Genomic DNA, 23,753 nt, shown 5'->3' with positions numbered 1-23,753 from the left:
ATTAAAAAAATAACTATAACCGATTCTTTTTGTTGTTTTTTTAGTGAAATTTTTAATAAATAATCTTTTTTGATATTATAATATTATTATCGAGTTTAATTTTAACTATTAAAGGCGCATTAATTTTATTTAAACTACTTATAATAACACCATTATTGTTAATGTTATTTTTATCAAAGATTTTTCTGGCTAAAATATCATAAATAACAACTGATTTTATATTCTTATCTGATAACAACTTTATCTCTATAAATTGATCACTATTTATCTGAATCTCATTCTCATTAAAAACAAACTCATTTGTTGATAAAGTAGCATCTTTAAATCTTAAAAGAAATCTATCATTAAAAACACCTAATGGAGAATCAAAACTATAGGCAGTTGTTTTCAAATCATGAATTATATTCAAATATAAATCTTCTAGAAAAATATTTTGTTGATTAAAAAGACCATCGACTGCAAAAATCCCTATGGAATTAGTTCCCTCTTTAGTTATTTTTACCCCTAAAGGCACCACATCATTTTCACTAAAAGGAAATCTACCTTGAATACTCATTTTTTGATTATCAACAATAGAATAAATAGAAGTTTCTGTTGATTCTAATGTAACAGCATCATACATTCTATCTTTCCCTATAGTTGCACCACTTACATATCCTACAAGTGTTTTTGCAGATTGATTATTAGCATTGTTTAAATCTAACCAAATTCTATGTTTGTCTTCAGTTGATGTCCTTGAAGAAATTCCTCTATAAAATTGTCCATTATCATACGTTTTGTCTCTCATTGAATTATTAAAAAAGACATTTTGAGAAGAAGCAACTCCATCATTCATTATTGTAAAAAATCCTTGACCTCCAGCGATAAAACCATTAAATGTTCCTGGACCTGTACTCGAACCTGTACTATTATATATTATATAATCATTAATTGAATAATTAGATTGATAACTTCCATAAAAAGGATTTTGTATAGCATTAGAAGGTGAAATACCATGTGACCAAATTCTAACCGCTCCTTCAACATTTGTATTTGCTAAAAGAAAATCAATTGCATTAATTGAAGATGGATAGGGATTACCCAATAAATTTAAATTATCATCTAAATTCGTAATTACTACCCCATTTGTTCCTGCATAATTAGAACCTGTATAGCTTCCTCTTTGAATAGTAGCAGAAATTATTCCATTTCTTGCAACTCCATTGTCAAAGGTTTTAGAAAAAACATCTCTCATTATATAACCAACTCCTGGTTGCATTGTAGTTCCTAAAGAATAAGTCCAATTACCCAAACCACCATTAGAATTGACGATTGTAGGGCTCCATGTAAATACATAACCACTACTAGGTGTACTGTAACCATCAACAGGTGAAGACCAATATACATAATCCAATGCATTGCCAGAGGTGATTCTTTCATAAGAAATATTGCCTGTATTAACCCCTAAATCGTTTACTTGAATTAAAGATCCATCGTCTAAAACATTTAGTGTTCCATTTACGGTTAAATCATTTTGAATTAAAACAAAAGTAGTCGCTTGAATATTCAAGGCAAAAGTAGCATTAACTACTAGACTGCAACATTCAAAATTTCCATTAGTAATAGTGTCATAATTTCCATTAATTGTTGCTAATTTAGATATATCAGGCAGTCCATTTGACCAAACAGAACCATTCCATGTAGTTCCAGAAATTTTTAATTGAGCAGCATCAGACATTACTGAACAAGCTCCATCTTGAATAACTTCACAATAAAACTGATAACCATTAAATGCTGTAAGAGATCCTATCAAATTTAAAGTAGCTGAAGAAAATCCAGTAGTAGTTACTCCTGAAAAAGAGCTATTACTAACATTTGTCCATCCATTGGCAAATCCATCATTATAATACCATTGATAAGTTAAACTTCCTGAACCAGAAGCTGTAGCGTTTACTACAAAACTAGCATTTGTTTCACAACTAAACACATCAATAGGATTAGTATCAACTGTTGGTAAATTTGAAGATAAACCTGTGTAATTAAAAACACCAAGATTTGATGTCGTTTCAGCATTAGTATGAGTCCAGTCAGAAGGATTACTAACTGTATTTGGCCCTGCAGTGTTCACATTCCTTAAAGCGGTATATCCAATTGTATTATTTGGCACTACATAAACATCAATTAAAGTTAATCCGTTATATAAATGAAGAATGTCACTCCCATTAATTCCTGAACTATTTGAAAAATCAAAATCAGGAGAAGCTATATTTGCATCATTACTAATTCTACCATAAACCACGCCTCCATTAGGAATAGTTGTAATACTAGGAGTAAAAAAGAAATCAGTAAAGTTATTAGCAATAAATTCTGCATTATCTCCATATCTTCTTACAAAATAATTTGTTAAATCAATAGAAGAACCAGTTCCATTATAAACTTCTATATATCCCAAACTACCTCCATCATTATCATAAACTTCAGTCATTATTAATTCAGACAATCCACTACAAATACCGTCTTTTTTCAATACGGTAAATCCAATAGTTGTATCACAAGGCTGACTATCTGTAATAGTTATATCTCCCGTTGCCGCTCCACTAGGAACTTCAACAACCATTACGGTTCCTGTATTTGAAACAATTGTTGCATTAATTGCACCAAAAAAAACAGATGCACCTGATAGACTACCAGAAGATGCAGTTATGGTTACCTCTGTTCCTATAGGACCAGAAGATGGAGCTATTGCTATTGTTGGTGGTGTACAAGCATTGTAAGCAGTCCATGAAATATCATCAATTTTAATTTGTGCTCCTGAAGTTCTTAATTCAAGACTTACATTTCCAGAAACATTAATTGATTGACTATAGTTTATTATTGTATTTGAAGTTGGAGAAACCGTTATAGTAGTTCCAATTTGAACACCATTTACCCATACTTCTAAACTTCGAGAACTCGTACCTGTAAAAGCTCTTACATAAGAAAAATTCAAAATCCCCATTCCTCCTGCATAAGTTGGAGAAGAAATCGTTCCTGATCCGTTAGTACAAATAGCTTTTGAATTTAAAGTTTGATCTGTTCTAGCAGATGTTGCATTCCAAGAAACTCCATCTGTTCCAATCCATGATCGTGATAAATAAGTTGTAGAACTTGCTGTGGGAATGTTTGAAAAATCTTCTAATCCTTGCGCACATGCAAAACACCCCATAATAAGGGTCAATAATTGTAATCTTAGCTTCATTGGTTAATAGCTTTTAGATTTGGTTAATAGTAAAATAGCATTTAAGAATATGTAAAAATATTTAATAATACCTATTTTTGATAAAAATTAAGTTTATTAAATCGTTAAGAGTTTGGAGAAAAAAGAAAATGTAAATCACTCATTACAAGAGATTCGTGCAAAAATGGAATATTATTGTGCTTATCAAGAACGGTGTTATAAAGAGGTAGAAGAAAAACTATTTTCATATCATCTCCCACTCGGTGAGAAAGAGATTATTCTTATTTATTTGATTGAAAACAACTACATTAATGAAGAAAGATTTGCAAAAAGTTTCACTCGTGGTAAGCATAATTATAAAAATTGGGGAAAAAATCGTATAAAAAACGAATTAAAATTTAGAAATATTTCTTCAAAAATTATTGAAATCGCTCTTCAAGAAATTGAAAATAAAACCTATTTAGAAAATTTCAACTCATTAGCAGAGAAAAATTGGAATACCATAAAAGAAAAAAAAGGCCCAAAAAAAAATAAAAAATTTATTGATTTCCTTCTTCGTAAAGGTTATGAAACCCATCTAATTTATGACAAATTAAATGAATTAGAAAAAGAACAATAAAAACTCAACCCATAATTTTTCTTTTAAACTAAAGTCTTTTCTCTGTTTTCCATCATCTATTCTATCAAAAAACTATCTTTGCAATAAAAACAATACTACATGTTAGAAGATAAAAATCAAAAAAGAACTAGTTTAGCGGAATTGGGTGAATTTGGTCTGATTGAACATTTAACTAAAAATATCACTATAAACCAAGAAACAACAATAAAAAGCATTGGTGATGACGCTGCAGTTTTAGATTTTAATGATAAAAAAGTGGTGGTTTCAACTGATTTATTAGTTGAAGGTGTTCATTTTGACTTAGCATATATGCCATTGAAACATTTAGGCTATAAAGCAGTCGTAGCTAATCTTTCTGATATTTGTGCGATGAATGCAAAACCATCACAAATAACCGTTTCTTTAGCAATGTCAAATCGTTTCCCTTTAGAAGCTATTGAAGAACTATATGAAGGAATTCAATTAGCTGCAAAGATTTATAATGTTGATATAATTGGTGGAGACACTACTTCTTCACAAAAAGGACTAATTATTAGCATTACTGCTATTGGTGAAGCAATTTTAGATGATATAACCTATAGAAGTGGTGCACAACCAACGGATTTGTTAGTTGTAACAGGCGATATTGGTGCTGCTTATATGGGTTTACAAGTCTTAGAACGTGAGAAACAAGTATTTCAGGTTAACCCAAATAACCAACCTGATTTAGAACAATATTCCTATTTAATTGAAAGGCAATTAAAACCTGAAGCTAGAACTGATATTAAAGAATTACTATCAAAACTTGAAGTAAAACCTACTTCAATGATTGATATCTCTGACGGATTATCTTCAGAAATATTACACATTTGTAAGCAAAGTAATGTAGGTTGTAATCTTTATGAAGACAAAATTCCAGCCGACCCACAATTGATAAATGTTTGCGAAGAATTCAATTTAGATATCACTACAATAGCTTTAAGTGGTGGTGAAGATTATGAATTATTATTCACCATAAAAATGGAAGATTTTGATAAGATTAAAGCTAATCCAAACTTTTCCATAATTGGTCATATAGTTGAAGAAAAAGAAGGGAATCATTTAATTACTAGAGCGAATACTAAAATTCCTTTGAAAGCAAGAGGATGGAATGCAATGACAGAATAGTTTTGCATTCCATCTTAGTGATTTTTTAAACTTATTTTAAAATATAAAAAAATCCAGAATTCAATTGAATTTCTGGATTTTTTTATATTCTTTTTTGGTTTTAAAACTACATCTTCATCAACCAATTTCTAATTGAAACTTCATTATTAATGATACCTCTTAATTCTGAGATTGCCACTCTTTCTTGCTCCATTGAATCTCTATGACGAATAGTAACTGTTTTATCTTCTAAAGTTTGATGATCTACAGTAATACAAAAAGGTGTTCCCAAAGCATCTTGTCTTCTATAACGACGGCCTACAGCATCTTTCTCATCATAAGCCACATTAAAATCCCATTTTAAATCTTCAATAATTTCTTTAGCCACTTCTGGCAAACCATCACGCTTAATCAATGGTAAAACAGCTGCTTTTGTAGGAGCTAAAACTGAAGGTAAACGTAAAACTGTTCTTGTTGAGCCATCTTCTAATGTTTCTTCTTGTAATGCTTTTGAAAAAACTGCTAAAAACATTCTATCTAAACCAACAGATGTTTCTACTACATAAGGAACATAACTCGAATTTGTTTCATTATCAAAATACTGTAATTTTTTTCCCGAATATTCTTCATGTGCTTTCAAATCGAAATCAGTCCTAGAATGAATTCCTTCTAACTCTTTAAATCCGAAAGGAAAATTAAATTCTATATCTGCCGCTGCATTAGCGTAATGCGCTAATTTTTCATGATCATGAAAACGATAATTCTCAGCACCTAAACCAAGAGATTTATGCCAATTTAATCGTGTTTCTTTCCAATATTCATACCATTTCATTTCTTCACCTGGCTTCACAAAAAACTGCATTTCCATTTGTTCAAACTCACGCATTCTAAAAATAAATTGTCTTGCAACAATCTCATTACGAAATGCTTTTCCTGTTTGTGCAATTCCAAAAGGAATTTTCATTCGTCCCGTTTTTTGTACATTTAAAAAATTCACAAAAATACCTTGTGCTGTTTCTGGTCGTAAATATAAATCCATTGCAGTGTCTGCAGAAGCTCCAAGTTTTGTAGCAAACATTAGATTAAACTGTCTTACTTCTGTCCAGTTCTTTGAACCACTTTCTGGGCAAGCAATGTCTAATTCTTCAATTAAAGCTTTAACATCTGCCAAATCATCATTTTCTAATGAACGTGCCATGCGTTGCAAAATAGTATTTTTTTGTTCTAGATATCCTTTAACACGCTCATTTGTAGTAACAAATTCTTGCTCATTAAAAGCTTCTCCAAAACGACTTTTTGCTTTTTCAATTTCTTTTTGAGCTTTGATATTGATTTTTTCAGCATAATCTTCAATCAAAACATCGGCACGATATCTTTTTTTAGAATCTTTATTATCAATTAATGGATCGCTAAATGCATCAACATGACCAGAAGCTTTCCAAGTGGTCGGATGCATAAATATAGAAGCATCGATACCAACAATGTTTTCATGCATTTGCACCATTGCTTTCCACCAATATTCACGTATATTTTTCTTTAATTCAACACCGTTTTGTGCATAATCATAAACTGCACTTAGTCCATCGTAAATTTCGCTTGACGGAAAAATAAATCCGTATTCTTTTGCATGCGAAATTACATTTTTAAATAAATCATCTTGTTTTGCCATGTTGCAAAAGTAAAAATAGGTTTTTAATAAAGAAAAGAAATTTTTAGAATAATTTGAATATTAATCATATTCAAAAATAGTGGAGCCAATTTTAGAGAATGAATTATAAATATTGATAATATATTTTCCTTTTATGGTTTTATCAGCTTCTAAATCTACATAAGTACAAACATCAACATCTTTTTTATTATACAAAGCTTCCATTTTTGCACTATAGATTAGTTTTACATTATCTAATTCTAAATAAGTATCTTTTACAGAAATAATTTGATTCTTAGGATTTACAACTTGTACGTACAATTGTTTATTCCCATTTCTAACAAACTCATTCCCTTCTAATGTAAAACAAACTCTAATTTGTTGGATCTTTTTACCTCTACTTTTTGAATACAAATCAGATAAGATTTTAACACCTCTTGCATTTAAATTAATAGCATTTAATTTATCATGTTTAGCCTTACTTTCATTTTTTTTGTATGATTCTAACTGTAATAAAATTTTTTTATTCTTTGTGATATTACCATTTATTTTAATAATCTCATTAGAATCTTCACCTATTTTTGTTTTTAGGTTATAAATCTGATTTTCAATAGTTTTAGTATCGCTTATTGGGTTTTTTACATTTTGATTAAATCTCTTAGAATCCTCCATCGCATTTTTTATAGCTTTATCAACCTCTACTGCTTCTTCTTTTTCAGTTACAACATTAAGGGAATCATATTTTTTTAAAATTTCATCAAACTGATTTTGAAGTAATCTATTTTCTGTATTAGATTGATCTAATAATGCGTCATACTTAGCACAAATATTATAATATCCAAAAAACAACAATAACACTAAAAAGGTTAAAATTGTAAAGGAAATTTTTATAAATGTTCTTTTTTTGAACGACATTAAATTCTATTTTTGATTAAATTAAATGAAATTTGACTTTCCTTAAATTTATTATCGTTATAATGCATAAAAATCTGTTAAAATTGTTATTTCCTCCGCTTTGTTTTGGCTGTAACGAGCTTTTATTAAACAACGAAAAAATAATTTGCACATCTTGCGTTCATAATTTGCCATTAACAAATCATCATTTACTTGATACAAATGATACAGAAAATAAATTTTATGGTATTGTAGATCTCGAGTTTGCATTTTCAATGCTTTATTTTCATAAAGAAGGCATTGTTCAAAAACTAATACATCAATTAAAGTACAAAGGAAAACAAGAGATAGGCTCCTATTTAGGGTTAATTTATGCATTATCATTAAAAGGATTAAAAGAAAAGTATAATATTGACGAGATAATACCTGTACCACTTCATCCTAAAAGATTTAAAGAAAGAAGTTATAACCAAGTTGATACATTTTGCCTTACCTTATCAAAAGAATTAGGCATTCCCTATAACAATACTCTTTTAATCAGAAATAAATATTCAAAAACTCAAACAAAAAAAAATAAAGCAGAACGACAAGTAATAAATAAAACCCTCTTTGAAGTAAAGGATTACTCAACTATAAAAGGAAACCACTTTCTCTTAATAGATGATGTAGTAACAACTGGAGCCACAATAGAATCTTGTACTAAAGCGTTATTAAAAATTCCAAATGCTAAAGTGAGTGTAATTACAATAGCTTACACGCAATCATAAAAAAATTTAAAAAATTATGTTTAGACTAAATATAGTTGTTATTTTGTAAAGTTTTATTTAAAATAATAAATGAAAAATATATATTTTATAATTCTTACCATAGTTTTAGGATTAACAATTTTTACCAGTAGTTGTGCTAAAAGAGGAACGATTACGGGTGGATCAAAAGACACAATTGCTCCTAAAATTATCTCAAGCAGTCCAAAAAATTTCAACACAAATTTTCAAGGAAATGAAATTAAAATTACTTTCAATGAGTTGATTAAAGTAAAAAACATTAACAAGCAATTAATCATTTCACCACCTTTTAAAAAACAACCTATTATTGTTCCTCAAGGAAGTGCAAGTAAGTTTATATCTATAAAAATAGTAGATACTCTAAAACCAAATACTACCTATAGTTTTAATTTTGGTCAAAGTATTACCGATAACAATGAAGGTAATCCTTATTCTCAATTTAAGTATATCTTTTCAACTGGAAGTTACATCGATTCCTTGTCTTTACTAGGTAAGATAAAAGATGCTTATGAAGAAAAACCAGATAATTTTGTATCCATTCAATTATATGATGCAACTACTTTTAAAGATTCTACTGTTTATAATGAAACTCCTTTATATGTTACTAACACTTTAGATAGTTTAAAAGTATTCGCTCTGGAAAATCTTCAAGCTGGAAATTACAAAATCATAGCACTTAAAGACAAAAACAATAATTACAAATTTGATCCTAAAACAGATAAAATAGCCTTTCTTGAACAAACGATTACATTACCAAATGATACAGTTTATGAATTAGAGCTTTTTAAAGAAGAAGCCGTTTTCAAAGCTGATAAACCCATCCAACAATCAAACAACAAATTCTACATGGGTTTTCAAGGAGATCCAAAAAAAGCAAAAATAACTGCGAAAATAGGAGAAAAAATCCTTCCAATTAAGATGACAAGATTTCCAGATAAAGGCAAAGACTCTGTTCAATTATTTTTCCCAATTATTAAACCTGATTCTCTAACTTTTACTATTGAAAACGATAATTATTCTAAATCTTTTGACGCCAAAATTAAAGAACTTAAAGAAACCGATTCATTAGAAATCCAATCTCCACAAAGAAGTCTTAATTTTAGAGATAATCTTACATTAAAAACTAAAACACCTTTAAACTCAATTGAAAAAAGTAAAATTAAATTAATCAATAAAGACTCAATAGTTTTAGATTTTGACTTTATTTATAAAGAATTTGAACAAGAAATAGTTTTCGATTTTAAAAAAGAAGAAAGTCAGAAATACACTTTGGAAATTCTCCCAGAAGCAATTGAAGATTTTTACAACACTAAAAACGACTCTCTTTCATTCTCATTTAGTACAAAAGCTCTATCAGATTTTGGTAACTTAAAAATTTCAGTTAAAAACGCAAATCGCTTTCCCTATATAGTTGAAATTTTAAATGATAAAGGAGATGTAATTGCATCCGAAAGCAGAGCAAAAGAAGAACCAGTATTTTTCGAATCAATAGAGCCTCGTATTTACACGCTAAGAATAATCTACGACGACAATAAAAACAATCTTTGGGACACAGGTAATTTCTTAAAAAAGAGACAAGCAGAAGAAATTATTTATTATTCAAAAAAAATTGATGTAAGAGCCAATTGGGATGTAGAACAAGAATTTCTTTTAGAGTAATTAATTGAAAATTTCAAAATCATCCTTATCGTTTAAAAAGTTTAATTTTTTTCTAGTTTCAAGCATTTTTTCTTTATTTATTTCAACAATAAAAAGCCCTTGCTCGTCATTACAATTTATCAATTCGTTACCCAAATAATCAATTGCTTGGGAACTTCCTGTATATTCTAAATCATTATTATCTAATCCTATACGATTAACACCTATAGTATAGCACATGTTTTCAATAGCTCTTGCCTTTAATAATGTATTCCATGCATTTATTCTTGGTTTTGGCCAATTTGCGACATACAATAACAAATCGTAATTTTCAATATTTCTACTAAATACTGGAAAACGTAAATCATAACAAATTAGAGGGCAAATGTCCCACCCTTTATAATGAATTATCTTTTTAATTTCTCCTTTCGTATATACTTTTTCTTCTCCTGCTAAAGAGAATAAGTGTCTTTTATTATAAAACTCAATTTCTCCATTTGGAAACACAAAAGCGAGACGGTTAAAGTAAGTTCCATTTTCTTCAACAACAAAACTTCCTGTAATAGCTATTTGTTTTTCAGAGGCTATTTTTTTTAACCAATTCATCGTTTCACCATTCATGTTTTCAGCAACTTCTTGGGGATTCATGGTAAAACCTGAAGTAAACATTTCTGGTAAAATCAAAAGATCAAATGATTCATCACAAGAATCTATGTATTCTTGAATTAAATTTCGATTTGCTTCTGGCTTTTGCCAAATTAACTTAGTTTGAAAAATAGCTATTTTCATTTTTAACTGAAATAATTTTGATATGATATAAAATTAGAAAAATAAAATAACTATTAACCTTTTTCCATTTAATTTAAAATTTATAAATCCTTAATAATTATTGACAAACTTTTACTTAATTAAAACCTTTAATGTTTTAAACTAAAGTTTTATCTTTGCAACTTATTTCAAAAAGGACATAATGAATAAATTACTAATAGTTGGTACTGTAGCATTTGATGCTATCGAAACACCATTTGGGAAAACAGACAAAATTCTAGGTGGAGCTGCAACATATATTGGCTTATCATCATCATTTTTTAATGTAGATGCTGCAATAGTTTCTGTAGTAGGAGAAGATTTCCCTAAAGAACATTTAGATTTATTAGAGAACAAAGGAGTAAATATAGAAGGAATTGAAATTGTAAAAGGAGGAAAAACTTTCTTTTGGAGTGGGAAATATCACAATGATTTAAATTCAAGAGATACATTAGTAACTGAATTAAACGTATTAGCTGATTTTAATCCAGTTGTGCCAAATGCTTACAAAAATGCTGAAGTAGTACTATTAGGAAATTTGCATCCGTTAGTTCAAACTGGTGTATTAGACCAAATGGAAACAAAACCAAAATTAATTGTTTTAGATACTATGAATTTTTGGATGGATTGTGCATTACCTGAACTTTTAGATGTTATTAAAAGAGTAGATGTTATTACTATTAATGATGAAGAAGCTCGTCAATTATCAGGTGAATATTCATTAGTTAAAGCGGCTCAAAAAATCCATCAAATGGGACCAAAATATGTGGTAATCAAAAAAGGAGAACATGGTGCTTTATTATTTCACGATAAAGAAGTATTCTTTGCTCCTGCTCTTCCTCTTGAAGAAGTATTTGATCCAACAGGTGCTGGAGATACTTTTGCTGGTGGTTTTGCTGGCTTTATAACACAAAGCGAAAACATTTCATTTGACAATATGAAAAATGGAATCATTTACGGTTCAAATTTAGCTTCATTTTGTGTAGAGAAATTTGGAACTGAAAGAATGGAAAAACTAGAAAAAGAAGAAGTAATTGCACGTTTACAGCAATTTAAAGCGTTAACGCAATTTGAAATAGAATTAGATTAAATTTTTATGCCTCGAATTTTCGGGGCTTTTTTAATAATAAATTTTCATTAGAACAACTACTCAAAACAACACAACAACAACTTTATGAGTGATGCTATTAAACACGAATGTGGAATTGCCCTTCTAAGGCTTCTAAAACCATTAGAGTACTATAAAGAAAAGTACGGTTCTTCTTTTTATGGTGTACAAAAAATGTATCTCTTAATGGAGAAACAACACAATCGTGGACAAGATGGTGCTGGATTAGCCAGCATAAAAATGGATATTGATCCAGGACAACGATATATAAGTAGAATTCGTTCAAATCATGCGCAACCCATCCAAGATATTTTTTCACAAATTAATGGACGAATAAGTAGCGAACTTCAAGAACATCCAGAATATCTTAATGATATTGATTTACAGAAAAAGAACATTCCTTACATAGCCGAATTATTTTTAGGTCATGTTCGCTACGGAACTTTTGGAAAAAACAGTATTGAAAGCGTTCATCCTTTTCTTCGTCAAAACAATTGGATGCACCGTAATCTAATTGTTGCAGGAAATTTCAATTTAACTAATGTTAAAGAATTATTCCAAAGTTTAGTGGACCTAGGACAACATCCAAAGGAATTAGCAGATACAGTTACAGTAATGGAAAAAATAGGTCATTTCTTAGATGATGAAGTGACAGATTTGTATCAAAAATGTAAAAACGAGGGTTATTCCAAAAAAGAAGCTTCAGCAGTTATAGCAGAACGTTTAAACATTCCTAAAATACTAGAAAGAGCTTCAAGAAATTGGGATGGTGGCTATGCAATGGCTGGATTAATTGGTCATGGCGATTCATTTGTCTTAAGAGACCCAGCAGGCATTAGACCTGCCTATTATTATAAAGACGATGAAATTGCTGTAGTAGCTTCTGAAAGACCAGTTATTCAAACTGTTTTCAATGTTCCTTTTGACGAAGTAAAAGAATTAGAACCTGGAAATGCAATTATCATTAAAAAAAATGGTACTGTTTCTATTGAAGAAGTAAGAAAACCATTACTTAAAAAAGCATGTTCATTTGAACGCATTTATTTTTCAAGAGGTAGTGATGCAGAAATTTACCAAGAACGTAAAGAACTAGGTAAATTAGTATTCCCTTCTATTTTAAAAGCAATAAATTATGACACCGATAATAGTGTGTTTTCATTTATCCCTAATACAGCGGAAACTTCTTTTTACGGAATGGTTGAAGCTGCAAATGATTTTTTAAACCAAAGAAAAATCAAATCTATTTTAGAAAACAAACAACAACTTTCTGAAGAAAAACTTCAAGAAATCCTTGCTGTTAAATTACGTACAGAAAAAGTAGCCATTAAAGATGCTAAACTAAGAACATTTATTACCGAAGACAGTAGTAGAGATGATTTAGTAGCTCATGTTTATGATGTAACTTATGGAGTGGTTAAACCCAATGACAATTTGGTAATTATCGATGATAGTATTGTAAGAGGAACCACTTTAAAGCAAAGCATCATTAAAATGATGGATCGATTACAACCCAAAAGAATTGTTGTAGTTTCCTCTGCTCCACAAATTAGATATCCAGACTGTTATGGTATTGATATGGCAAAACTAGAAGGACTAGTCGCTTTTAAAGCCGCATTAGAATTACTAAAAGAACGCAATCTATATCATATAGTTGATGAAGTTTATAAAAAATCTAAAAGTCAAGAACTTTTTAACGACGATCAAGTAATTAATTATGTGAAAGAAATTTACACTCCATTCACAGATGAAGAGATTTCAGCTAAAATTGCTGAAATGTTAACTCCAGAAGGGGTAAATGCTGAAATTAAAATTATTTATCAAAAAGTAGCCGATTTACATAAAGCATGTCCGAAAAATCTTGGGGATTGGTACTTCACAGGAGATTATCCTACTTCAGGAGGAAACAGAGTAGTAAATAAGGCATTTATGAATTTTTATGAAGGAAAAGACGCTAGAGCCTATTAAAAAACAACTGTTCATCGATTTTTTTCGTTATTGAACAATTTTTTTGTGCTAGAAACAAACCTTATTCTACTTTAGCACTACCAGAAAATTAGTAGGTTAAGTTTTATGGTAGATTTGGGGCAAAAAGGGTGAAAGTAATTTCACCTTTTTTTTTGCATTTATTTTATTAAAATCCATTAAAATTATCAAAAAAAGCGTATTTCATCGTTTTTTTTTACATTTCAACAATTTTTTTATGCAAGCATACTAGTTCTATACTACTTTAGCACTACCAGAAAATTAGTAGGTTAAGTTTTATGGTAGATTTGGGGCAAAAAGGGTGAAAGTAATTTCACCTTTTTTTTTGGGTTAATTTTAAGTATAAAAAAAGGAATCAATAATTTATTGATTCCTTTTTTTATTAAAATAAAATAAAAAGTTTTTATTTCTCTATTGCAAATCTTCTTGTTACTTCAGTCCAATTAATCACATTAAAGAAAGCCTCAATATAATCTGGTCTTCTATTTTGATAATTTAAATAGTAAGCATGTTCCCAAACATCAAGACCTAAAATAGGCGTTCCTTCACAACCAATTCCAGGCATTAAAGGATTATCTTGATTTGCTGAACTACATACTTCTAGTTTTCCATCTTTATTAATGCATAACCAAGCCCAACCTGAACCAAAACGAGTAGCTGCGGCTTTTGCAAATTCAGCTTTAAAAACATCAAATGAACCAAAAGAACTATCAATAGCTTCTGCCAATTCCCCAGATGGCTTTCCTCCTCCGTTTGGAGACATTATTGTCCAAAACAAGCTATGATTATAAAAACCTCCACCGTTATTTCTAACAGCAGCATTATTCATATCAAGGTTAATTAAAATGTTTTCAATTGTTTTTCCTTCTAAATCGGTTCCTTCAATTGCATTATTAAGATTTGTCGTATATCCATTATGATGCTTAGAATGGTGAATTTCCATTGTTCTTGCATCAATATGTGGTTCCAATGCATCATATGCATATGGTAATTTCGGTAATTCGAATGCCATAATGTTCTTTTTTATAATTAGTATTAGTGAATTCAAAGTTATAAATTTAACTTTGGATTAAAAAATAGAATGTTCCTATACAACTATAATTAAGATAAATATAACATTTGAAAAAAGCAGCTTTCACTTTATATAATGCATCAGCAGGTTCAGGTAAAACTTATACGCTAACAAAAGAGTACTTAAAAATACTATTCTTAGCAAAAGGAGATGATGCCTACAAACAAATTCTTGCCATTACTTTTACTAACAAAGCAGTAGAAGAAATGAAATCACGCATTGTAGACAGCTTATATCAATTTTCAAAAGAAGACACTTCTGAAAAAGCAATCGATTTTTTAAAAACACTTAGTTTAGAAACAGGATTATCGATTGCTACATTGAAAGACAAATCAAAAGCTATTATAAAAAGCATTATTCATAATTATGCTGCTTTTGGAATATCAACTATAGATAAATTTACTCACAAAGTCATACGATCTTTTGCTCAAGATTTAAATTTACCAAATTTTGAAGTCAGTTTAGATACAGACTCTATTCTTCAAGAAGCTGTTGATGTAGTTATTTCAAAGGTTGGTGAAGACAAAAATTTAACTCAATTACTAATTGACTTTACAAAAGACAAAACAGATGAAGATAAAAATTGGGATATTTCCAATGAACTTCTCGAAGTATCGAAACTTTTAGTCAACGAAAATAATGCGAATGAAATAAATGAGTTTCAAGAGAAGACTTTTGAAGATTTCAAACACATAAAAGATATTCTAAAAACCAAAATACTTTACTTTCAAGAAGAAAATAAAATCTTGATTGAAAAATGCAACGATTTAATTAAAAAAAATGGCGTTTCAATAGATTCTTTTTCTAGAAAAACATTTCCAAATCATTTAGAAAAAATTTCAGAAAACACATTACAAATAAAAGACAATTATAAATACCATTCTTTTGATGATATAGCAATTAATAAAACGGCAAAAGACAAAGACATTATCGAAACCATTTCAAGTGAACTTTTAATCATTCTACAAAAGTGCTATTACAACATCTCTAAAATTGCTTTCTATGAAGCCTTTTTGCAAAATATAAACCCTCTTTCGCTTTTAAATACTATTAATTTAGAATTTAAAAAAATACAAGAAGAACAAAATATCCTTTCTATTTCCGATTTTAATAAAATAATATTTAATGAGATTCAAAATCAACCTGCACCATTTATTTATGAACGTTTGGGCGAAAAATACCGTCATTTTTTTATAGACGAATTTCAAGACACTTCGGTAATGCAATGGCAAAACCTTATTCCTTTAATTGACAATGCACTTTCAAGTGAAGACAATGGTATAAAAGGCAGTCTAATGATTGTAGGTGATCCAAAACAATCTATATACAGATGGAGAGGAGGAAAAGCAGAGCAATTTATTGAATTAAGTAAGGATAATGTAAATCCTTTTTCAAATAAAGACAAAGAAACTATTCAGCTTGAAACTAACTACAGAAGTTACGAAGAAGTAATCCAGTTCAATAACCAATTTTTTTCTTTTTTATCAAACAAATTTGAAAATGAAGATTATCAGAAATTATATTTAGAGCATAGCTATCAGAAAACAAATAACAAAAAAAAGGGCTACGTAAACATTTCTTTTATTAATACTTCGGATGAAGAAAATCAGCAAACAGATGATGATAACGAATACTCTTTAAAAACAAAATTATATCTTGAAAAAACACTTCAAACAATTAATGAAGTTTTAGAACAAAAATTTGAATACCGAGATATTGTTCTTTTAACTCGGAAAAAAGCAGACGGTGTTTTTTTAGCTAATTTTCTTACTGAAAAAAACATCCCCATTTTATCATCTGAAACTTTATTGATTCAAAATGCAACAGAAGTAAAATTAATTCTTGATGTACTTCGATATCTAAAAAACAATAAAGATCAAGAATCAAAAGCTAGAATGCTGTATTTTATTGCCAAATACAATCAAAATAATTTACCCATTCACGACTTTATTATAACCACAAAAGATTTATCTGAAAACGAATTAGAAGCCTATTTAAAAACTATAGAAATCAAAATCTCATTTAAAAACTGCAAAAAAAAGTCTTTATATGAAGCTGTAGAAATTATTGTCTCTACCTTTATAAAGGGAAAAGCAAACATCTCTTATGTTCAATATTTTTTAGATTTGGTTTTAGAGAGAGACAATAAAACACAATCTGGAATTTCAGATTTTATTACTTATTGGGACAAAGTAGGTTTTAAAAAAAGTATTCCTTCTCCAGAAGGGAATAATGCTGTTCGAATTATGACCATTCATAAATCTAAAGGATTAGAATTTCCAGTCGTGATTTATCCTTTTGCAGAAGAAAATTTTTCAGCAAATAGTAGAAACAAATTATGGATTGATTTTGATGAAGAAGAAGCTATAAACTTTCCAAAAGCGTTAGTAAATCAAAAAAAAGATGTTGCCATTTATGGAGATAATGCAAAACATATTTATAACGAAAAAACACAAGAGGAAATTCTAGACGTTATCAACGTATTATATGTTGCTTTAACCAGAGCAGAGGAACAATTATATATTATTTCTAATCATTTAATTTCAAAATCAGGTTTACCAAACAATCTTTCTTCTTATTTTATCGAATTTCTTCAACATACAAAAAAATATGAAGAAGGCAAATTAACATATGAATTTGGTGAGCCAAAAAGACAATCTGAAGCAAATTATTTCAAAGACAAACAAAAATTAATTGAAATCGTTTCAGAAAAATTAGAAAATAAGAAAATTAAAATTGCTCAAAAAGAAGCTTTAATGTGGAATACAGAGCAACAAAAAGCAATTGAATTTGGTAATCTATTACATGAAATACTCTCATTTATTAAAACTCCACAAGATATTGATATTGCTGTCAATATTGCATTGGAAAACGGATTAATATTGGTTACCCAAAAAAATGAAATCAAAGCAAAAATAAGTGAAATTGTTAACCATAGTGATTTAGCTCATTTTTTTGACGGAAATGGAATTTCATTCAATGAACAAACCATTATTAAAAAAGGTCTTGGAAATGTTAAACCAGACAAAGTAATCATTAAAGATAAAAAAGCTTTTTTATTAGATTACAAAACTGGAGATATGCTAGAAAAACACAAAAAGCAAGTATTAGATTATGCAATGATTATTGAAGAAATGAATTATGAAGTTGTAAAAAAAGTATTAGTTTATATTGGAGAAAAAATAGAAATAGTACTTTTGTAACAAACAAACCTTATATAAAATGTACGGCAAAATAAAGCAACACTTACAAAACGAATTAAATACCATTCAAGAAAATGGTATCTTTAAAAAAGAAAGAGTGATAACCTCACCACAAGGAGCAGAAATAACAATTGCAACAGGAGAAACGGTTTTAAATTTTTGTGCCAATAATTATTTAGGATTATCATCACATCCAGAAGTGGTTCAAGCTGCCAAAGATGCATTGGATTCTCATGGCTTTGGAATGTCTTCTGTACGCTTTATTTGTGGAACACAAGACATACATAAAGAATTAGAACATAAGATAGCTCATTTTTACGGAACAGAAGACACCATTTTATATGCAGCTGCTTTTGATGCAAATGGAGGTGTTTTTGAACCTTTGTTAGGCGAAGAAGATTGTATAATTTCTGATAGTTTAAATCATGCATCGATTATTGATGGAGTTCGTTTGTGTAAAGCAGATCGCTACCGTTATCAAAACAATGATATGTCAGATTTAGAAGCTCAATTAATAAAAGCTAACGAAGCAGGACACAGATTTAAATTGATAGTAACAGATGGTGTCTTCTCAATGGATGGTTTAGTTGCTCCTTTAGATAAAATCTGTGACCTTGCAGATAAATATGATGCAATGGTAATGGTTGATGAATGTCATGCAGCAGGATTTATTGGTGCAACAGGAAAAGGAACACTAGAAGCAAAAGGTGTTATGGGAAGAGTTGATATAATTACTGGTACCCTAGGAAAAGCATTAGGAGGCGCAATGGGCGGATATACAACTGCAAAAAAAGAAATCATAGAAATATTGCGTCAACGTTCAAGACCATACTTATTTTCAAATTCATTAGCACCATCAATTGTAGGAGCTTCATTAAAAGTTTTTGAAATATTAGAAAAAGACACCTCTTTAAGAGACAAACTAGAGTGGAATACTAATTACTTTAAAGAAGGAATGAAAAAAGCAGGTTTTGATATTATAGATGGAGACTCTGCAATCGTGCCTGTTATGTTATATGATGCAAAACTTTCCCAAATAATGGCAGATGAATTGTTAAAAAAAGGAATTTATGTAATAGGCTTCTTTTTTCCTGTTGTTCCAAAAGAAAAGGCTAGAATAAGAGTACAACTATCTGCTGCTCACACCAAAGAACATTTAGACAAAGCCATAAATGCATTTGTAGAAGTGGGTAAATCATTGAAAATAATAAGTTAAAACTTAAATACCCCTTACTTTTTTTAACAAAACTTTTTGTATTTAAAAAAAAATAGTATTTTTGTTCTAATTATAACGCATTGTAATTTAATTAATAAAGTATGAAACATCTAAACAAATTATTTGCTGCTGGTTTATTGCTTGCTGGTTTATCAACGCAAGCACAGAACGGTGACAATCCATGGGCTGTGTCCTTTGGAGCAAACGGGGTTGATACCAAGGTAAGTGCCGACGGTAATTCTAGCCCACAATTTATCCAATTAGCAAACGCTAGAGACAATTGGAACATTTTACCATCTGTATCTTATTTAAATGTATCTAGATATGTGGGAGATGGATTTTCTGTTGGATTAACTGGTTCGGTTAATAAAATTGACAAATGGTTAGAAAGAGTTCCTGGAACAGAGAATACTGATGCTATTTTAAATCTTGGTGATTTATCTTATTATGCAGTTGACGCTGTAATTAAATATAGCTTTCAAGATTTAATCAAATCTACTTGGTTAGATCCTTCTCTTAACGTTGGTGGTGGTTACAATTTCTTTGGAGATGCATCTGCTGGAACTGTTAATGGAGGTTTAGGATTAACTTTTTGGTTTACAGAAAATGTTGGTCTTCAATTACAATCTGTTTACAAACATTCATTTGACGAAAATAGAGTTGCTGATGCAGACGTTCCTACTCATATCCAACATTTCGCAGGTCTTACTTTCAAATTTGGTGGTAAAGATACTGACGGTGATGGTGTTTATGACAAAGATGATGCTTGTCCTGAAGTAGCTGGTTTAAAAGAATTAAACGGTTGTCCTGATACTGATAAAGATGGAATTGCTGATAAAGATGACGCTTGTCCTGAAGTAGCTGGTCCAGCTGAATTTAATGGTTGTCCTGATACTGACGGTGATGGAATCATCGATAATGAAGATGCTTGTCCTGAAGTAGCTGGTACTAAAATCATGAAAGGTTGTCCAGATGCAGACGGTGACGGTGTAGCTGATAAAGATGACGAATGTCCTACTGTTAAAGGAGAAAGAGCAAACAAAGGTTGCCCATGGCCTGATGGTGATGGTGACGGTGTATTTGACAAAGATGATGCTTGTCCTACAGTAGCTGGTACAGTTGCTAACAATGGTTGTCCTGAAGTTTCTGATGAAGCTGTTAAAAAATTAAATGATTATGCTAAAACAATATTATTTAATTCAGGAAAATCAACTTTCCAACAACAAACTTACCCAGTTTTAGAAGCTATTACAGCTATCTTAAAAGAGTATCCAAATTCTAAATTCTCAATTGAAGGTCACACTGATAGTGATGGTAAAGATGAAACTAATCAAGTTTTATCTACTTCAAGAGCAGAAGCTGTTAAAGCTTACTTAATTGAGCATGGAATTGATGCTAGTAGATTATCTGCAACTGGTTTTGGTGAAAAGTATCCAATTGATACTAACAAAACTTCTAAAGGTAAAGCTAACAACAGAAGAGTTGAAGTAAAATTAGTAAAATAATTTACTCTCAAAAATAATTCTAAAACGCTCCGATTTATCGGGGCGTTTTTTTATTTTTATACAATGATAAATGATACTTTTTTAGACAAACTTTCAAAACATATTCTTAACAGTTTTGACAATAATTTACAAGACATAATTGTTGTTTTGCCTAATAAAAGAGCAAAAGTATTCTTATTAGATAGTTTGCATAAACATACTAACAAAACTATTTTCGCACCACAAATAACAAGTATCGAAGATTTAATTCAAGAAATTTCAGGAATTAGAGTTATTGACTCTATTGAACTACTTTTTGAATTTTATGAGGTTTATAGTTCATTAACTAAAAAAGATGATCTTCTAAACTTTACTATATTTTCCAATTGGGCAAAAACATTATTACAAGATTTTAATGAAATTGATCGTTATTTATTAGAACCTAATTTTGTTTTTTCTTACTTAAAAGACATTGAGGCTTTAAAACGTTGGGATTTGCAACCAAAAGAAACCACTTCATTAATAGATAATCATCTTGCCTTTTGGAAAAAAATACCAGATTATTATAGTTCATTATATGAATACCTTAAAAATAAAAAAATTGGTTATCAAGGTTTAATCTATCGTGAATCTGTTAAAAATCTTAAATCTTATTCAAATAATTTATTAAACAAGAAACTCGTTTTTGCTGGTTTTAACGCACTCAATCAGGCAGAAGAAAAAATAATCCTTCATTTACTTACAAACAATCAAGCATCAATCTATTGGGATATCGATTCCTATTTTATTAATAATCCTTATCATGATGCAGGTTTATTCATCAGACGCTTTAAAAATCAATGGAAAAATTATTTTACACAGCCTTTTGAATGGATTTCAGAAGATTTCCAACAAGAAAAGAATATAAATATAATTGGCACACCAAAAACTATTGGCCAAGCAAAAATAGCTGGAAAAATAATTGAAGAATTAACTCTCAAAAACGAAGGTAACAACAAAACAGCAATTGTATTAGGAGACGAAAATTTATTAATTCCTATTCTATATGCTTTACCTAATTCGATAAATACTTTAAATATTACAATGGGCTATTCGGGTAAAAACAATCCTGCTCAATTATTAATTTCGAAACTATTTAAATTGCATTCTAATGCAATTAGCCGTAATGTATCTAACTATACATTTTATTACAAAGAAGTTTTAGAAGTCTTAAATCATCCTTTAGTAGAACCTTATATCAATGTTAATGAAGTAATACAAACAATACACAATAACAATTTTACATTTTTTTCTTTGGAAACCTTGTTTCGTTTGAAGGAAGAAAAATACAACCTTCAGCAAAATGACTATTTTGATTTACTTTTCTCTAAATGGGATAATGATGTCTTAAAAATACTAACACGCATAAGTTCAATTTTATTACTAATAAAATCCTTTTTAAATAGAGAAAGCGAAGAAGAAAAAGTAACTAAAGCGTTTGTCTATGCTGTTTTTAAAGTAATTAATAAGCTTATTAATTATTGTGAAACTTATGAAGGCAAAATAAATTCCATTGAAGCTTTATATGATATGTACAAACAAGTTATTGATTTGGCTGAAGTTTCATTTGAAGGTGAACCATTAACTGGCTTACAAATAATGGGCGTTCTCGAAAGTAGAGTTCTAGATTTTGAAAATGTAGTAATCACTTCTGTAAATGAAGGTAAATTCCCTTCTGGAAAGTCGCAAAATTCATTCATTCCATATGATGTAAAACGTGAATTAGGCTTACCAACTTATAAAGAAAAAGATGCTATTTATAGTTACCATTTCTATCATTTACTTCACAGAGCTAAAAACATTTACTTGCTATATAACACCGATAATGAAGGAATTGATGCTGGAGAAAAAAGTAGATTTATTACCCAATTAGAGATCGAAAAACAACCAAAACACAATATAACGCATACTATTTACAATGCTGTTTTACCTGAAAAAGCATACAGCATAATGAATGTTCCTAAATCGGAACTAATGTTAGAACGTTTACATGAAATAGCTACAGTAAAAGGCTTTTCTCCTTCTTCCTTAACATCCTATATTCGTAATCCTATTCAATTTTATTTTCAAAGAGTTTTGCGCATTAATGAAATGGACGAAGTAGAAGAAAACATTGCAGTAAATACATTAGGAACCATTATTCATGAGGCTTTAGAAGGTTTATATCAACCTTTCTTGGGCAAATTTCTAGCGATTCATCATCTTGACGAAATGATTTCTCGAATTGACAACGTTACATTGGAACAATTCAAATTAGTTTATAAAGAAGGAGAAATTAAAAAAGGAAAAAATTTATTAGCCTTTGAAGTTGCCAAACGAAATATTTATAATTTTCTACAATTAGAAAAGAAAGCAATTGAAGCGGGTGAAGCAATAAAAATTATTGCTTTAGAAGAAAAACTTGAAGTAGTAATTCAAGACGAAAGATTACCTTATCCCATAAAGATTGCAGGAAATGTGGATCGAATTGAGATAAGAGATAATATCATCCGAATTATCGATTATAAAACAGGTAAAGTAGAAGCAAACACGCTAAAAGTTAACAATTTTGATGGACTGACTTCGGAAATTAAAAACGAAAAAATAATCCAATTACTATGTTATGCCTTAATGTTTAAAAGCAATGAAAATTACCCAGTTGAAGCAGGTATCATTTCTTTCAAAAATATGAAAGAAGGCTTTATGCCTTTTACGTTAGGAAAAGGCCGTGGGGTAGTTTCAGAAACAATGATTACAGAAGAAGTTTTAGAGGCTTTTAAAGAAGAAATAATAAAATTAATATTAAATATCTTAGATAAAGAAATTCCACTTAAGGAAACAATCAAATGAGTTGATGGAATATGGGATTAAAAAATTTAATCTTTGTTATAATTTAAATTTTATCAAGTTTTTCTATTTATCAATTTCCAATTGTTAATTGTGTAAAATAAAATACA

At 29.4% G+C, this 23,753-nt stretch carries 15 protein-coding genes; 10 read left to right on the top strand and 5 right to left on the bottom strand.

The window, feature by feature from the left end:
• Positions 1-52: 52 nt before the first annotated feature.
• Positions 53-3,217 carry a T9SS sorting signal type C domain-containing protein gene (locus ACULEV_RS18710; protein ID WP_445456574.1) on the bottom strand — a complete coding sequence of 1,055 codons (3,165 nt, stop codon included), beginning with the start codon at positions 3,215-3,217 and terminating at the stop codon, positions 53-55.
• A gap of 112 nt (positions 3,218-3,329) precedes the next feature.
• On the opposite strand from ACULEV_RS18710, the gene ACULEV_RS18705 reads away from it, so the two are divergent.
• Positions 3,330-3,815: a regulatory protein RecX gene (locus tag ACULEV_RS18705; RefSeq protein ID WP_445456573.1), complete on the top strand. Its 486-nt coding sequence runs from the start codon at positions 3,330-3,332 to the stop codon at positions 3,813-3,815.
• A 99-nt stretch (positions 3,816-3,914) separates the two neighbouring features.
• Positions 3,915-4,961 (top strand): thiamine-phosphate kinase, encoded by a 1,047-nt coding sequence (gene thiL, locus ACULEV_RS18700; RefSeq protein ID WP_445456572.1) that lies wholly within the window; start codon positions 3,915-3,917, stop codon positions 4,959-4,961.
• A gap of 106 nt (positions 4,962-5,067) precedes the next feature.
• On the opposite strand, the gene ACULEV_RS18695 is transcribed toward thiL, so the two are convergent.
• Both ACULEV_RS18695 and ACULEV_RS18690 read right to left on the bottom strand, forming a co-directional pair.
• Entirely contained in the window at positions 5,068-6,609 is a 1,542-nt protein-coding gene (locus tag ACULEV_RS18695) for a glycine--tRNA ligase (RefSeq protein ID WP_445456571.1), read from the bottom strand.
• 60 nt (positions 6,610-6,669) lie between these two features.
• Positions 6,670-7,503, bottom strand: a complete 834-nt coding sequence (locus tag ACULEV_RS18690; RefSeq protein ID WP_445456570.1) for a hypothetical protein — start codon at positions 7,501-7,503, stop codon at positions 6,670-6,672.
• A gap of 167 nt (positions 7,504-7,670) precedes the next feature.
• Here ACULEV_RS18690 and ACULEV_RS18685 point away from each other — a divergent pair, with 167 nt between their 5' ends.
• Together ACULEV_RS18685 and ACULEV_RS18680 are read left to right on the top strand one after the other, a co-directional pair.
• Entirely contained in the window at positions 7,671-8,249 is a 579-nt protein-coding gene (locus ACULEV_RS18685) for a ComF family protein (protein ID WP_445456569.1), read from the top strand.
• A gap of 69 nt (positions 8,250-8,318) precedes the next feature.
• A complete protein-coding gene (locus tag ACULEV_RS18680) occupies positions 8,319-9,926 on the top strand; it encodes an Ig-like domain-containing protein (protein WP_445456568.1) in 1,608 nt (535 codons plus the stop codon).
• On the opposite strand, the gene ACULEV_RS18675 is transcribed toward ACULEV_RS18680, so the two are convergent.
• Complete coding sequence (locus tag ACULEV_RS18675; protein ID WP_445456567.1) at positions 9,927-10,694, bottom strand: nitrilase family protein; 768 nt, start codon at positions 10,692-10,694, stop codon at positions 9,927-9,929. It lies immediately after the preceding gene.
• Between the two features lie 181 nt (positions 10,695-10,875).
• On the opposite strand from ACULEV_RS18675, the gene ACULEV_RS18670 reads away from it, so the two are divergent.
• A complete protein-coding gene (locus tag ACULEV_RS18670) occupies positions 10,876-11,802 on the top strand; it encodes a PfkB family carbohydrate kinase (protein ID WP_445456566.1) in 927 nt (308 codons plus the stop codon).
• An 84-nt stretch (positions 11,803-11,886) separates the two neighbouring features.
• The gene (locus ACULEV_RS18665; protein WP_445456565.1) at positions 11,887-13,785 is read left to right on the top strand and encodes an amidophosphoribosyltransferase; all 1,899 of its coding nucleotides are present in this window, start codon (positions 11,887-11,889) and stop codon (positions 13,783-13,785) included.
• Between the two features lie 421 nt (positions 13,786-14,206).
• On the opposite strand, the gene ACULEV_RS18660 is transcribed toward ACULEV_RS18665, so the two are convergent.
• Complete coding sequence (locus ACULEV_RS18660; protein WP_445456564.1) at positions 14,207-14,815, bottom strand: superoxide dismutase; 609 nt, start codon at positions 14,813-14,815, stop codon at positions 14,207-14,209.
• Positions 14,816-14,922: 107 nt separating this feature from the next.
• Between ACULEV_RS18660 and ACULEV_RS18655 the strand changes: the two genes are divergently transcribed.
• The 4 genes from ACULEV_RS18655 (at position 14,923) to ACULEV_RS18640 (ending at position 23,646) form a co-directional block, all read left to right on the top strand.
• Positions 14,923-18,078, top strand: coding sequence for a UvrD-helicase domain-containing protein (locus ACULEV_RS18655; protein ID WP_445456563.1), 3,156 nt, complete (start codon positions 14,923-14,925; stop codon positions 18,076-18,078).
• A gap of 19 nt (positions 18,079-18,097) precedes the next feature.
• Positions 18,098-19,294, top strand: a complete 1,197-nt coding sequence (gene kbl, locus ACULEV_RS18650) for a glycine C-acetyltransferase (protein WP_445456562.1) — start codon at positions 18,098-18,100, stop codon at positions 19,292-19,294.
• 101 nt (positions 19,295-19,395) lie between these two features.
• Positions 19,396-20,799: an OmpA family protein gene (locus ACULEV_RS18645; RefSeq protein WP_445456561.1), complete on the top strand. Its 1,404-nt coding sequence runs from the start codon at positions 19,396-19,398 to the stop codon at positions 20,797-20,799.
• Positions 20,800-20,862: 63 nt separating this feature from the next.
• Entirely contained in the window at positions 20,863-23,646 is a 2,784-nt protein-coding gene (locus tag ACULEV_RS18640; protein WP_445456560.1) for a PD-(D/E)XK nuclease family protein, read from the top strand.
• The last annotated feature ends 107 nt before the right edge of the window (positions 23,647-23,753 follow it).

It is taken from the genome of Flavobacterium sp. HNIBRBA15423 (assembly GCF_052655965.1).
This window is presented reverse-complemented; position numbering and strand designations above follow the sequence as displayed.

Bases quoted from the DNA above. Each gene is read 5' to 3' on its own strand.
- ACULEV_RS18710 (WP_445456574.1), bottom strand. From the start codon at position 3,217: ATGAAGCTAAGATTACAATTATTGACCCTTATTATGGGGTGTTTTGCA.
- thiL (WP_445456572.1), top strand. From the start codon at position 3,915: ATGTTAGAAGATAAAAATCAAAAAAGAACTAGTTTAGCGGAATTGGGT.
- ACULEV_RS18695 (WP_445456571.1), bottom strand. From the start codon at position 6,609: ATGGCAAAACAAGATGATTTATTTAAAAATGTAATTTCGCATGCAAAA.
- ACULEV_RS18690 (WP_445456570.1), bottom strand. From the start codon at position 7,503: ATGTCGTTCAAAAAAAGAACATTTATAAAAATTTCCTTTACAATTTTA.
- ACULEV_RS18680 (WP_445456568.1), top strand. From the start codon at position 8,319: ATGAAAAATATATATTTTATAATTCTTACCATAGTTTTAGGATTAACA.
- ACULEV_RS18675 (WP_445456567.1), bottom strand. From the start codon at position 10,694: ATGAAAATAGCTATTTTTCAAACTAAGTTAATTTGGCAAAAGCCAGAA.
- ACULEV_RS18670 (WP_445456566.1), top strand. From the start codon at position 10,876: ATGAATAAATTACTAATAGTTGGTACTGTAGCATTTGATGCTATCGAA.
- ACULEV_RS18665 (WP_445456565.1), top strand. From the start codon at position 11,887: ATGAGTGATGCTATTAAACACGAATGTGGAATTGCCCTTCTAAGGCTT.
- ACULEV_RS18660 (WP_445456564.1), bottom strand. From the start codon at position 14,815: ATGGCATTCGAATTACCGAAATTACCATATGCATATGATGCATTGGAA.
- kbl (WP_445456562.1), top strand. From the start codon at position 18,098: ATGTACGGCAAAATAAAGCAACACTTACAAAACGAATTAAATACCATT.
- ACULEV_RS18645 (WP_445456561.1), top strand. From the start codon at position 19,396: ATGAAACATCTAAACAAATTATTTGCTGCTGGTTTATTGCTTGCTGGT.
- ACULEV_RS18640 (WP_445456560.1), top strand. From the start codon at position 20,863: ATGATAAATGATACTTTTTTAGACAAACTTTCAAAACATATTCTTAAC.